Source organism: Novosphingobium acidiphilum DSM 19966, assembly GCF_000429005.1.
Taxonomy (GTDB): Bacteria; Pseudomonadota; Alphaproteobacteria; order Sphingomonadales; family Sphingomonadaceae; genus Novosphingobium; species Novosphingobium acidiphilum.
The window spans coordinates 130,478-144,854 of the sequence record NZ_AUBA01000011.1; the positions used below are offsets into that span (position 1 = coordinate 130,478).

Annotated in this window: 8 protein-coding genes; 7 read left to right on the forward strand and 1 reads right to left on the reverse strand. The window is 64.0% G+C overall.

Annotation, left to right across the window (positions count from 1 at the left end):
• The 6 genes from G404_RS0111410 (at position 1) to G404_RS0111435 (ending at position 6,945) form a co-directional block, all read left to right on the forward strand.
• Complete coding sequence (locus G404_RS0111410; RefSeq protein WP_028641193.1) at positions 1 to 843, forward strand: fumarylacetoacetate hydrolase family protein; 843 nt, start codon at positions 1 to 3, stop codon at positions 841 to 843.
• 79 nt (positions 844 to 922) lie between these two features.
• On the forward strand, positions 923 to 3,211 hold the full coding sequence (locus G404_RS0111415) for a TonB-dependent receptor (protein ID WP_036521166.1): 2,289 nt from the start codon (positions 923 to 925) through the stop codon (positions 3,209 to 3,211).
• Between the two features lie 64 nt (positions 3,212 to 3,275).
• Positions 3,276 to 4,358 (forward strand): alpha/beta hydrolase fold domain-containing protein, encoded by a 1,083-nt coding sequence (locus G404_RS0111420; RefSeq protein ID WP_028641195.1) that lies wholly within the window; start codon positions 3,276 to 3,278, stop codon positions 4,356 to 4,358.
• Entirely contained in the window at positions 4,355 to 5,212 is an 858-nt protein-coding gene (locus tag G404_RS0111425) for an alpha/beta hydrolase (RefSeq protein ID WP_028641196.1), read from the forward strand. Before G404_RS0111420 ends, G404_RS0111425 begins: the two co-directional genes overlap by 4 nt.
• Positions 5,209 to 6,525 (forward strand): family 1 glycosylhydrolase, encoded by a 1,317-nt coding sequence (locus G404_RS0111430; protein ID WP_028641197.1) that lies wholly within the window; start codon positions 5,209 to 5,211, stop codon positions 6,523 to 6,525. The genes G404_RS0111425 and G404_RS0111430 overlap by 4 nt, the downstream gene beginning before the upstream one ends.
• A 36-nt stretch (positions 6,526 to 6,561) precedes the next feature.
• Complete coding sequence (locus G404_RS0111435) at positions 6,562 to 6,945, forward strand: thiol-disulfide oxidoreductase DCC family protein (RefSeq protein WP_342663709.1); 384 nt, start codon at positions 6,562 to 6,564, stop codon at positions 6,943 to 6,945.
• A 64-nt stretch (positions 6,946 to 7,009) separates the two neighbouring features.
• On the opposite strand, the gene G404_RS20755 is transcribed toward G404_RS0111435, so the two are convergent.
• Positions 7,010 to 13,993 (reverse strand): autotransporter outer membrane beta-barrel domain-containing protein, encoded by a 6,984-nt coding sequence (locus G404_RS20755; protein WP_156906286.1) that lies wholly within the window; start codon positions 13,991 to 13,993, stop codon positions 7,010 to 7,012.
• Positions 13,994 to 14,186: 193 nt separating this feature from the next.
• Here G404_RS20755 and G404_RS0111445 point away from each other — a divergent pair.
• The coding region (locus G404_RS0111445) for a transposase (protein WP_028639974.1) at positions 14,187 to 14,377 on the forward strand (191 nt) is incomplete at its 3' end.

A 14,377-nucleotide genomic window follows, 5' to 3' on the forward strand; every position in this document is an offset into this window, starting at 1 on the left:
ATGCGTTTGATCTCTTTCCTTCGCGCCTGTGGCACCCCTTCGTGGGGCAGGCTTGATGGCGCAACTGTTACCGACTGTGGCGCCCACGCCGCCGATCTCAAAGCCGCGCTGGCGGCCGATCTGGCGTTTGGCGGCCTGACCGGACCCACGCTGCCGCTGGCCGACGTGACGCTGCTGCCGGTGATCCCCGATCCCGACAAGATCCTGTGCGTCGGGCTGAATTATGCCACGCACGTTGCCGAAACCGGCCGCGAGCAGAAGGAACATCCCGCGATATTCCACCGCTGGGCGGATTCGCTGGTGGGCGATGGCGCGGCGCTGATCCATCCGCCCGAAACCGACCGGTTCGATTACGAAGGCGAACTCGCGGTGGTGATCGGAAAAGGCGGCCGCCGGATCCGGCCCGAAGACGCCTGGGACCATGTTGCAGGATTTGCCCCGTTCAACGACGGGTCGATCCGCAACTGGCAACGCCACAACATCCAGTTCACCCCGGGCAAGACCTGGCCCGGCACCGGCGGCTTTGGCCCCGCGCTGGTCACCCCCGACGAAGTGGCGGACCTGTCCACCCAGCGCGTGCAGACCCGCGTCAACGGCGAACTGGTGCAGGATCAACCGATCAGCGACCTGATCTGGGATGTGCCCGCGGTCATCGCCTATTGTTCGACCTTTACCCGGCTCAACCCCGGCGACGTGATCGCCACCGGCACCCCGGGCGGCGTTGGCGACAAGCGCAACCCGCCGCTTTACCTCAGGCCGGGCGACACGGTGACCGTGTCGATCGGCGTGATCGGCACCCTGACCAACCCGGTAATTGCCGAGACTGAACCGACCAAGACCTGAACCGACCATCTGCAAAAACGAGACCGCTGCGGGGACGCACAACCCCCGCAGATGGCTCTCGGAAAAAGGGAGAAGACCAATGCCTGTCCAGACCACTGCACGCCTGCTGCTTGGCACCGCCACGATCGGTATCGCCATCATGGCGACGCCTGCGTTTGCCGCCGATGCCGCAACCGCTACCAAGACCGATACCGGCCCTGCCGAAATCATCGTGACCGCACAGCGCCGCGCCGAAAAGGTGACCGAAGTGCCGATCTCGATCACGGTGGCCGACAGCGCGCAGCTGGAACGCGAACAGGTGGACACGGTCGCCGATCTCAACCGCATTGCCCCCAGTCTGGAAATCAACAACGCGCCGGGCCAGAACACCGGCGGCGGCGGCGCGATCCGCGGTATCGGCACGCAGACCTTTTCGGCCGGCGCGGTGCCCTCGGTCGGCGTCGTTGTCGACCAGGTCAGCCAGGGCAACGCCAATATCTCGAACCTGTTCGACGTCGCGCGGGTCGAAGTGCTGAAGGGGCCGCAAGGCACGCTGTTTGGCCTCACCACGTCGGCAGGCGTGATCAACATCACCACCAACAAGCCCGAATTCGGTACGCTGAGCCTGCGCCTGCGCACCGAACTGTCGGGTGCGGGCGTGGCCGGATCGCAATATGGCGATCAGATCGCGCAAGGTGTGATCAACATTCCGATCGCCGCCAATGCCGCGCTGCGCGTGTCGGGCTTTGCCAATCTGCGCCAGGGGCCCGATTACGATGTGACCACCCGGCAATACGACGCCAACGACAGCTATGGCTTTCGCGGGCACCTGCTGTGGGAACCGTCGAGCGATCTGACGATCAACCTGATCGGTGACTATACCAAGACGCGCATCACCAATGGCGGCGATTTCTTCACGTTTATCAAAACGAGCGGCGCCGGACTGCTGCCCCTGCCGACGCCGTTTCCGATCGGTGACAATGTGACCGCCAATCTGGCCAGCTGCGGCGTGACCCCGGGCGTGGGCAATCGCGACTATTGCCTGGCCAACGGCTTTGTCGATCATGCCTACAACGGCGGTGCATCGCTGCAGATCGATTACAAGGCACAGGCGTTTACGATCACCTCGATCAGCGCCTATCGCCACAGCGTGGAATCGGGCCTGGGTGCCGCGACCAGCGTGTTCCGCGGCGATCCGCTGGAACTGCAGGTCAGCAACGGCGCCATCTATCACCCGATCGACCTGGCCAGCGAAGAACTGCGCATCAGCTCGTCGGACAAGCAGACGATCGAATACACCGCCGGGCTGTTCGTATCGAGCCAGGTCCAGAACATCGCGCCCGAAACGCTGGGCGTGGTGATCCATCCGGCACCGCCGGTCTATATCCCTGTCGCCAATGTCGGCACCGGCGGTTACCGCGTGACCGACACCTCCGAGGCGGTGTTTGGCCAGATGACCATCCATGCCGCCGACAAATTGCGCCTGATCGCGGGGGGACGATACACCCAGGACAACCTCCACCTGACGACGTATGCCGATGCCATCCCGGGCTCGACCGACAGTTATACCGAGCTCAATGTCGGCAAGTTTTCGTGGAAGGTGGGCGCGCAATACGACGTGGCGCCGCGCACCATGGCCTATGCGACCGTGTCGCGCGGGTTCAAGGGCGGCCAGATCTCGCAACCTTCGGGCGCGGCACCCTATCCGATCCTGCCCGAAATCCCGACCTCGTACGAGGCCGGCCTGAAAACCACGCTGTTGCGCAGCTGGGTGCTTGACGCCAACGTGTTCTATCAGAAAGTGCAGAACTTTCAGGCGCAAAGCTGTTCATCGATTACCAGCGGACCGCTCGCCGGAACGCTGTCGTGCATCCAGACCAACATCGATGGCGTAAAATCGCGCGGTGCCGAGCTGAACCTGTTCGGCAAAGTCACGCGCAACCTGTCGCTCAACACCGGGTTCATCTGGGCCAAGGCGACCTATCCCACCGGTTTCCTGGGATCGGACGGATCGAACCTGGGCGGGCAACAGCTGGCCTATGCGCCCGAATACAAGTTCACCCTGTCGGGCGAATACACCGCGCAACTGGGCCAGAATCTCAACGGCTTTGTCGCGGCCGACACGATCTGGAAATCACGGGTCAGCTACGAAGAAACCGCAGTCGAGGGCAGCACGTTCGGTCCGCACTGGACCGTGGGTGGCCGCATCGGGGTGCGCACCGCGGATGACCGGTTCACCGTCGCCGTGTTCGCGCGCAACCTGGGCAATGTCCACGAGCCGATCCTGGCACAAAGCGGCTTCCCCTATAGCGGGGCGGCCAATATCGGCGCGATGTACGGCCCCAACGGGTTCCGCCAGGTCGGTCTGTCGCTCGACGGAAAGTTCTGATCGCGCGCGCCGGGGGCAACCCCGGCGCAGACTTGCGCGGGCTGTTGCAATCAGGACCATTGCCATGAACATATTGACACGTCGTGATCTTGGGCGGCTTTTCGCGGGCACGGTTGCAGCTCTGCCGTTCATCCTGCAGCATAACCCGGCCTTGGCCGATCAGCCGACGGTTGACGAAGCGCTGATCGCGCTGGTCGATCCGGAACTGCGCGCCATCGCCAGGCAGATGTTGGCGAACTCCACCAAGACGGGACCATTGACCGGGGCGTCGTTGGCGACACTGCGCAGCGGGGTCGAACAGTGGATCAAACCGCCGCTGCCCGGTGTGACGGTGGAACAAAGGGCTGTTGCGGTTCGCGGCGGCCCCGATGTGCCGGTTCATGTTATCAATGCTCGCCCCGGTTCCGGCCGTCCGGCGATCCTCCACACCCATGGCGGCGGCTATGTGCTGGGCACGCCGCGTATCGACATTCCCAAGCTGCAAGCCTTGGCGCAGACGCTCGACTGCGTGATTGTGACGGTGGATTACCGGCTTGCCCCGGAAACGCGCTGGCCAGGTTCGATCGAAGACACCTATGGCGCGCTCAAATGGCTGCACGATCACGCGCAGGATCTCGGCGTCGATCCGCATCGTATTGCCGTCATGGGTGAAAGCGCCGGCGGCGGGCATGCCGCGATCCTGGCGATTGTCGCGCGCGACCGCGGCGAAGTGCCGGTGATGTTTCAGTGCCTGATCTATCCCATGCTTGATGACCGCACCGGATCGACCCGCGCTGTGGCCTCGCCCGCCGGGCAAATCGGGTGGACCGCGCCTGACAACCGGTTTGGCTGGCGCAGCTTTCTGGGGCAGGAGCCTGGCACGCCGGATGCACCCGTGCTGCCGGTGCCCGCCCGCGTTGCGACGGTAAAGGGTTTGCCGCCGGCCTATATTGCGGTGGGCGCGCTCGATCTGTTCCTCGATGAAGACATTGCCTATGCGCAGCGACTTGCTGATGCCGGGATCGCGACCGAATTGCAGGTGATCCCGGGCGCATTCCATGGTTTTGACGAAATCGGCGCGGGGACGGCGATTTCCGCGCGATTCCAGGCGGCAAAGATTGAGGCGCTGCGGCGCGCCTTTGCCTCGGCGGCAGGGCCAAGGGTGTGACGGGGCGTGACACGGCCCGGGCAATTGCCGCGATGGGCCAGGGCCTGGGCCCCGAAGTGCTGGCAAACTGCCGCGCGCTGTACGATGCCGAACAGCGCGCGCTGGCGCAGCAAGTACCTGCTCTGGCGCGCGACCTGGCCTATGGCCGCGATCCCCGGCACCGTCTCGATCTTTATGGCACGCCGGGGCCTGCGCCAAAACCGGTGCTGGTGTTTGTCCACGGTGGCGGATTTGTGCAGGGCGACAAGGGTGGCGACGAAAACTGGGCCAATGCCGCCGTCGGTCGCATGGCGGCACGCCGTGGCTGGATTGGCGCGGTGATCAATTATCGCCTCGCGCCCGACCATATGTGGCCTGCGGGCAGCGAAGATGTGGGCGCAGCGATCCGCCATATCGGCAACGTGGTGGGGTCCTATGGCGGCGATCCGGCGCGGATCGTGGCGATCGGCACATCGGCGGGTGCGGTGCATGTGGCCAGCTATCTGCGGGCAACACCAGACCATGCGCGCGAAATCGCGGGCGCGGTGCTGTTGTCGGGGCTTTACGGCTACACCCCGATCGATGCGCGCGACGAACGCTATTACGGCGCTGCCTCGACCTACCCCGACAAGGCTCCGCTCGAAGCGGTCGCCACCACCCGTCTGCCGCTGCTGGTGGCTTGCGCGCAATACGATCCCGACCGGTTTCAGGCCGAATTCATCGCGCTGATGAACGACCGCCGCGCGCGCCACGGCACCATGCCACGCGCGCTGATCATGCCAGACCACAACCATTACACCATGGCGATGCACCTTGGCAGCCGCGACACCCGGCTGGAACACGAGATTGCCGCCTTTATCGAGGACCTGCCATGATCGATCGCCGCATGATGCTTGCCGCCACCGCCGCGCTGGCCGCCAGCCCCGCCCTGGCCAAAATCAAAGCCAAACCGTTCGACCCGGCCTTTCCCCGGGGGTTCATCTGGGGGGCTGCAACCTCGGGCCACCAGATCGAGGGCAACAACACCAACGCCGACAGCTGGGTGCTGGAAAACATCACGCCCACGATCTACGCCCAATCCTCGGGCGACGCCTGCAACAGCTTTGAATTGTGGCGCGCCGATCTCGATCTGGTCAAGGCGATCGGGCTCAACACCTATCGCTTCAGCCTGGAATGGCCCCGCATCGAGCCCGCGCAGGGCCAGTTCAGCCACGCCATGATCGACCATTACAAGGCAATCATCGATGGCTGCCACGAACGCGGCCTGACCCCGGTGGTGACGTTCAACCATTACACCACCCCGATCTGGTTTGCAGCCCAGGGTGGCTGGACCAACCCGCAGGCGCCCGCGCTGTTTGCCCGGTTCTGCGAAAAGGCGGCGCACGCGCTGGCGGGCGGGATCAGCCATGCGCTGACGCTGAACGAACCCAATATCATGAACGTGCTCAAAGTCGTGCTGCCGCCACAGGCCATTGCCGGCCAGCGTGCGATGCTCGAAGCCGCCGCCCGCGCGCACGGCGCCAGCAAATTCGCCGCCGGCAACGCGATCGACATCGACGACATCCCGACCACGACGCGCAATCTGATCGCGGGGCACAAGGCCGCGCGCGCCGCGATCAAGGGCGTGCGCCCCGATCTGCCGGTGGGCGTCAGCCTGTCGATGTTCGACGATCAGGCGGTGGGCGCGCATTCGATCCGCGATCTCATGCGCGCCGAACTGTACGGCCCCTGGCTTGATGCGGTCAAAGGCGACGATTTCCTGGGCGTGCAGAACTACGAACGCATGGTGTGGGACGATCACGGCCGCGTGCCGGTGCCCGCCGATGCGGTCCGTGGCGTGCGCGGTGCAGAAATCTATCCGGCGTCGCTGGGCAATAGCGTGCGCTATGCCCATGCGGCCACCGGTTGCCCGATCATGGTCACCGAACACGGCTGTTCGGTCGATGATGACACGATCCGCGCACGCGCCATTCCTGCCGCGCTGCATGGGCTGAAATCGGCGATGGACGACGGGGTGCCGGTGCTGGGCTATATCCACTGGTCGCTGATCGACAATTTCGAATGGATCTTTGGCTATCAGGTGCACATGGGCCTGGCCAGTTTCGATCCGGTGACCTTTGCGCGCATGCCAAAGCCCAGTGCCGCGGTTTATGGCGCCATCGCCCGGTCCAACCGTCTGCCCGACTGATCCTGCATCTATTGGCAGGTGGCGCCAAACGGCCGCATGCGCCATGCGCAGGGCATGACACCAGCCCCGGCACAGGTGACCGTATGGTTCGACGGCGGATGCCCGCTGTGTCGGCGTGAAATCGCGCTGATGCGGCGGCTCGACCGCCGCGGGCGGATCGCGTTTGTCGATGTGGCCGACCCCGACCGATCCTGCCCGATCGACCGCGCCGCCTTGCTGGCGCGGTTTCATGCGCGCGAAGGCGATGTCATGCTGTCGGGTGCTGCGGCGTTTGCCGCGATGTGGCGGGCGATCCCCCTGCTGCGCCCGCTGGGCCTGGTGGCGCGCTGGCCCGCCGCGGCCTGGCTGCTGGAATGCGCCTATCGCGTGTTTTTGCGCGGACGGCCCACCCTGCAGCGCTGGCTGCGCGCCCAACGCTGAAACGACGAAGGCCTGGCGCACCCGAAAGTGTGCCAGGCCTTCATGCCGTGCGGTCTGTCCGGACTTAGAAGACCAGGCGCAGGCCGCCGTTGAAGGTGTAGGTTGCGTCGGTACCGGCGCGTGCTTCGGCGTTGAACTGAACCGACTTGCTCAGATCGAACTTGAAGCCCGCACCAGCGCTTGCGCGGCTGCGGCCAAGGCCGGGGTTGTTGACCGAGAAGCTGGTCGATTCAACCGCGACATTGCCGCTGATCGGCGTCATCACCTGGCCCATTTCATGGTCATAGACCACTTTGACAAAGCCAAGCAGGTTTGGCGCCAGCTGCGTGCCGACCTTTGCCTTCAGACGTGCAACCCAGGCGGTGTGATCGGTCTGATCGATGCTCATCATGTCCAGAACGCCGGCAGAGTTGGCCACTGCCGCCATTTCAGTGAACCCGCGCAGGGTTTCGCTCATGCCGATCGCTTCTGCCGAAACATCGACCTGGGTGGTGCCACCCTGATGGTACGCCATGCCGAAGTCATACGCGAAGGTATGGCTCTGCACGCCGGCAAAGTCGGCATTGCCGGTGTTGGTCATGCGCGAACCCTTGGTCTGGTATGCACCGTAGGTGAACTGACCGAACACGCGCATCTTCTGGGCCATCGCAAACGGCACCGACACACCGGCGATCACCTGGTTGCCGTTGATCGTGCCGTTGATGTTGTTGCCGTAGAAGCTGCCCATGGTGTGGCCAAAGGCCAGGCTGACTTCGGCGCCGCCGAACTGATGCGCAAAGCCTGCGTTCAGCGCGGTATCGCGGAAGATGTTCTGGGCATAACCCGACACGTTCGCGCCATCGACGCCGCTGCGCGACATATCGCCGATGGCATAGGTCTTGCCTGCGGTCAGCGTGTCATAGCTCGACAGGTCGAGCAGGTTGTCGATCACCGACAGCTTCATCTGATCGACGATGCCCGAGTACGCTTCCGGCGACCACCGTGCAAACGCGGCATCGGTGGCACCGTTCTGACCCGAAGCCAGCGCGCCGGTGACATAACCCATCAGGTTGCCGCCGTAATACTGGTTCACACCGCCCGCAGTGTTGACCAGCATGGCGTTCATGATGGCCGCTTCGTTGGGCGAATTGGTCACCGCCGCAGTGAACGTTGCCGGGGTATACGAACCCAGCCCGATCACCGAACCGGTCGGGATGTTGAAGATCACGCTGTTGGCAAAGCTGGTGGTCGACGCCGAACCGAACATGCCCGACACGGCGCCCGGATTGAACTGGAACAGCTTGATCTGCTGACCCAGTGCCAGTTCAAAGTGGTTGGCCGGCAGCGTCTTCAGGATCGACAGCGCCGAACCCGATTGCAGAGTCAGCTGGCCGGTGATCACGACTTCGTCGTTCCCGCCCAGGTTGCCCGCTCCGGCCGTGCCGTCGATCTGCATCGCAGCGGTCGAACCATTCGCCATCGTCAGGTTGGACACGGTCATCAGGCCCGGCGAGTTGCCCGGAGCCAGCGTACCGGCCGAGGTTCCGCCGACCAGCACCGAGCCGGCAACCGTACCGTTGCCCGACAGGCTGGCGCCGCCATTGACCACGACCTGCGCCGAGGTCAGCGTGCCAAGCTGATAGCCGGCCTGGTTGTAATCCAGCCCGTTGCCCAGATGCAGCACACCGCCGTTGGTAACATTGGTGGTCTGCGCACTGAGCACACCCGACAGGTTCATGGTGCCGCCGTTCACGTTCAGACCGGCCGCAGCGACTTCAGCGTTCTGGGTGACAGTGATTTCCGCGCCGGGCTGCACGGTGAACAATGCCGTCGGGGCATTGATCTCATGCTGCAGCGTGAACGCCCCGCTGGCGACCTGCACCGCGCCCGAACCGGTCACCGTGCCGTTGAAGGTGCCGCCGTTGGCAAGGTAGAGGTTGTTGGTGCCCAGTGCGAGCGTGCCGGTACCCGTCAGATTGTGGATCGTCTGGTTGCCGGAAACCAAGCCAAGCGTGGCCCCGCCATCGACCGCCACGGCGAGTGCCTGGTTCAGGATGCCTGCCCCGTTCACAGCCAGCGTGCCCTGCGCGATTTCAAGCGCGGCCGGGCTGAAGGTGTTGGCCACCCCTGCCAGAGTCAGCGTGGCTGCACCGTCCTTCAGGACCGAACCGCTGCCGGTAATGGTGCCCGAATAAGTGCCGTTGGCCGTCTGGTTGATTGTCAGCAACGCGGTGTTGTTCAGCGTGATCGTGCCGCTGGCGCCCGACAGGCTGCCGATCGACAGCGCCGAAGCGGTGGTGATCATGCCGGTGTTGGCCAGGCTGCCGGTGAACGTGGTCACCGAATTGGCGCCGATGCCGATCGTGCCCGAGTTGGTGACATTGCCCCCAACCCGCAGCGCGCCGGCATTGTTCGACACGGTGCCGCTGTTGACCAGGTTGCCACCGATCAGCGTGATGCTGTCAGCGGCCAGATTGATCGTGCCGCCGGTGTTGGTAACCGAACCATTGACCACCAGGCTGGGCATCGGACTGGCCGCATTCGGATCGACATAATTGACGTTCAGCGTGCCGGTGTTGGTGACATTGCCACCCACGCCGAACATGGCGTTGGCCGTTACCGTCCCTGCGTTGGTCAGCGAACCGATCCCGGTTGCCGTTCCGACGATCAGCGTCGACGCGCCGTCGGCAACCGTGACGCCCAGCGAATTGGCAAAAGTGCCGCCGCCGGTGGTGTCGATGGTCGATCCGCCTTCGATCGTCAGACCGCCGGTGAAGTTGCTGGCACCCGTCATGTTCATCGTGCCGCCGCCGGTGAACACCAGCGAACCGGCGCCGGTAAAGACGCCCGAATTGACGCTGCTGCCCGACTGGTTGATGATCAGGGTGTTGGCCAGCAGGCCGGTCAGACCGCCCAGCTGGTAGGTGCCCTGCGGATCCCAGAACCCGGTGGTGTAGATCGTGCGCGTGGCGCGGCCGGTTTCGGCGCTGCCGGCCTGGTTAAGCTGACCCACGACATACAGCATGCCATAGTTGGTGACCGTGCCGTTGGCGGTCAGATCGCCCGCCAGATAGAATGTGCTGCCAACGTCGTTGAGCACGGTCTGGGTGTTGCCCGCGCCCATCCACCACAGCGACGCGCCGGTGTTGTTGGTCAGGTTGCCCGTCGTGATCGTCGGGGCCTGCAGCATCAGAGTGCCATTGGCAGAGTTGACCACATCACCGGTGGTGATGGTGGTACCGCCGACAAGCGATGCCGCACCAACGTTGACAAGTGTTCCCGTCGCAATGTTGGCCGACTGGATCGACAAAACGCCGTTCGAGGCATTGGCGATATTGCCGGTGGCAACGCTGTTGGTGCCGGCAATGGTCATCGTCAGGTAGTTCGACAGGGCGCCTGTGACGACCGACGCCGACTGAACCGCCAGAAGACCGCTGTTGGTGATATTGCCGGTGGTAACTGCCGTGGTGCCGTTCAGTGTCAGCGTGCCATCGTTGTAGATGCCGCCGGTGGCAACCGTTCCGCTTACAATGTGCATCAGCGCGGTGTTGGTATTCTGGATCATCCCGGTCGTGACCGACGGGCTGCCCCCGTAACCAAGCAGAACTTCACCCGCGTTGGCGATCGTCCCGGTGTTGACAGCACCCGAAATGTCGACAAGCCCGCTGCCTGTGTTGACGATATCGCCGGTGGTGTTGACCGAACCCTTGAAAACGATCGTGCCGCTGTTGAGGATATCCCCACTGGTCACATTCGCGTTCGAGAACAACGTACCGGCCTGCGCCACCGACACCGTGGTCAGCCGTTCGTCCTGGTACAGCGCCAACATCGCCTGGCCGGTGATGTTGACATAACCGCCGTTGGTCGGATCCATCAGCTGGCCGGTCTGGGTGATGTTGCCATTGCCATCGAACAGCGCGGTGATCACGGTACCGTTGTTGACCGTGATGCCCGACAGCGAGTTCTGCCCGACCATCGCCAGCGTGCCGTTATAGCTGGTGTCGTTGACGGTCAGCGTGCCGTTCGACCAATTGCCCGTCAGGATCGCACCCGGCGTTTTGTAGTTCTGCGGGGTGTTGGCATAGACCGCGATCTGGCCATTGTTGGCGTTCAGGTTCACGTCGTTGACCAGTGTCACCACACCGGTCGCCGCTGCCGCGTCAGAGCCGAAGATCAGCGTCGAACCGGCGGGCACAAAGCCATCCTGGTTCCAAACCAGGGTCTGGCCCAGGCCGCCGTTGATCGAGCCGAAGTTCAGGTTCAGACCGCCCGAATTGGCGGCAAAACCACCGCTGCCCGACCACGAGATCTGGGTCGGCAGCGTGTCGCCGACCTGACGCACCACGGTGGTCTGACTGTCCGGCATCCACACGCCGCCGTTCAGCGTCGACAGGCCGTTGCCGATCGTGCCCAGCCCGGCAAACAGGATGTGGCTGTCCGAATTGATGCCCTGGCCGTCATCGGCCTGCAGCGTCGCGCCTTCGATCGAGGTGTTGCCGGTGTAGGTGTTGGCACCCAGCAGTCGCACCAGGCCGCCGCCGGTGATGTGCAGGTCTGCACCATCGCCCGAAGCCCACGAGGCACTGCCGATGCTCGCTGCGCTGTCGTCGGCGATCGTGCCATCGAATTCGATGACATTGCCGACGCCCGGGCTGAGCACGACGTACGAGCCCTTCATCATGAACAGGTCACTGCCCGACGAAGATCCGGCCTGGCCACCGTTGTTTGACGATCCGCCAAGCACATTGTTGTTCTGGAACAGCGAATTGCCGCTGATGGTCAGCGCGCCGCCATTGGTGACGAAGATCGCGCCGCCATAGCCCGACCCGCCGCCGCCGCCGACGCCGTTGGACGAGCCGACGCCCGCGCCGAAGCCGGCGCTACCGCCGCTGCCGTCGCTGCCCGGAACGCTTTGGCCGTTGGCGCCACCGGCACCACCTGCGCCGCCCGAGCCGCCACCGGCACCGAACCCGCCGGCACCGCCCGAGCCACCCTGACCACCGGCGCCGCCATCGGTTACCGCCAGCGCGCCCGCGCCGCCCGAACCGCCATTGCCGCCCGCGCCACCGCCGAAGAAGATCGAGCCGTTGCCGCCGTTACCGCCGCTGCCGCCGCCGCCACCAAAGTTGGTCTGGCCGTTCGAAAGGTCGATGCCCCACTTGACCGTGTCGGCAATCGCCTGGGCCAGGTTGATCGCTTCCATGGCGACGGTCGCCGCCTTGGCAGCAGACGCGGCGCCGTCGGGCGGGAAATCGAGCAACAGCGCGGCATCTTCGGCGCCGTCCTTCACCAGCGCTGCCGTGTCGGACACAACGGTGTCGAACAGGTCAAAGTTGAACGGAATGCCGTTCGAACCATTGCCGCCATTGCCGCCTTTCGCGCCTACGCCGCTGCCGGCGTTGCTGGGATTGGTGGCATTGTAGCCGTTGGTGCCCGATTCACCTTCACCATCGTGGAAATAGACGTTGTACCAGCCACCGTTCACGCCACCGGCGCCATTGGCACCCGTAACCCCCGAAGTGACAAGGCCGTTCATGCTGCCGCCCGTGGTCAACGCTGCCGAACTGTTGATCCGATAGGTGACGGTGTTGCCGGTGATGCCGGTAATCTGGGCATTGGCGGGGATCGATGAATCGCCGGTCAGAACCGCACCCACCTTCAGACCCGCAGTCGACGACAACGTAACGGTGCCGGTCGATCCGTTCTGCGCAACCGCAATGACCTTGTCGAACGACAGCGTCATCGTGCCCGCGGAAATCGCATCAAGCGTCGCCTGCTGCACCGCATTGCTCAGCGTGATGGTGTTGCCATTGATCGCGACAATGGTCGTGCCCGATGGAATGCCGACGCCGCTTACACCCTGGCCAACCGAAAGGCCCGTCACCGAACCCAGGTTCATCACGGCCTGGCCGCTGTTCGACACCACCGATTGCAGCGTCGCAGTGAACCCGACCGCGCTCGCGATGTTGTTGTTCAGCGTGACCGTGCCGTCCGAATTCACCGCCGTGATCACGGTGCCCGCCGGAATACCCGTTCCGGTCACCGACATACCGACTGACAGACCCGCAACGGCGTTCGGCTTGATCGTGTTGCCATTGACGGTCTGGAATTTGGACACATCAAACGAATTGATGTCGACCACGTTGAGCGCCACCGTAGCCATCTGCAGCTGGGTAGGATCAACCGCCGCGGAGAGCGTCATCGACGTGACGTGACCGTTCATGTCATACGTCAGCGACTGTACGGTCGTCCCGGCCGGAATACCCAGACCGACCACCGCCATGCCGGTGCCCACCTGGCTCGACGTCAGGTTGGGCGAAGCAAAGGAAATCGTGCGGTTGGCGTTCGACAGTTGGTTGACCGACTGCGACACCGACACCAGCGCCGCGTTGGACACGGCGACGGCATTGCTGAAATTGACCGTGAGTCCGCTGTTCGTGACCGACGCAACACTCGATGCGACCGAATTGCCGTCCAGGCTGACGTCGGCGTTCTGCGCGACCAGCGGGTTGGCGTTGCTCAACTGCATGCCGGTAATCACCAGCTGACCGTTCTGCGACGCGATGATCGGGGTTGCATTGATAATCTGCGTTGCGGTGGCATCAACGCTTTGATTCTGCACCGCGACCGAGATCGGCGCGAGCTGGATCTGCGGGGCGCTGCCGCCCTGTCCGCCCTTGGCCATGTTTGCCGAGAACGACACGTTGTACAGCGACAACGAGGAACCGGCGTCGACGAAGAACACGCCGCCCAGCCCGGCACCGCCACCGCTGCCGGTGCCGCCCTGGGTGTTGAAGTTTGTGAACAGCGTTTCGCTCGTGGTGCTGCCCACTGTCAGGTTCGAACCTGCCTGAACCGCCTGGGCGTTGCCGACGGTTACCTGGCCATTGCCCGAATTGACGACCTTGGGATTCTGGTTCGACGTCTGGATCGCATCCGTCAACACATAGCCGCCTGCCCCGCCGCCGTTCACGACCACGGTCTGCTGTGGCGGGCTGGCCTGCGCCGCAGAAGCGTGGAAAATACCGGCAGCAATAACCGACGATGTGCAGAGCAGACGAATGTTCATAAAGGCATCCCGATAAGTCATCAAAATCATGTGCATGGGTCGCGTCCCGGTACGTGGTGTAGGTTGTGAGGGTAGCGCTGCTGGCCGGACGCGCGCTTTCGATATTGCGCTGTAGCGTCCGGCCAGCAGCGCGGGTGGTCACCGTGATTTTCGGATAGGTTTGGGTTGCGAAGCTCTAACCTGGAGAACCACGATGACCGATTCCCTGATGCACTTGCGCGCGCTTGTCGAGAAGGCCCCCGACGCGGATATTTTGCGCGACATGATCTCGTTTGCCGCCGGTCGGCTGATGGAGATGGAGGTTGGCGGGCTGACAGGCGCTGGTCACGGTGAGAAGTCCGCCGACCGGCTTGTCCAGCGCAACGGCTATCGCGAACGCGACTG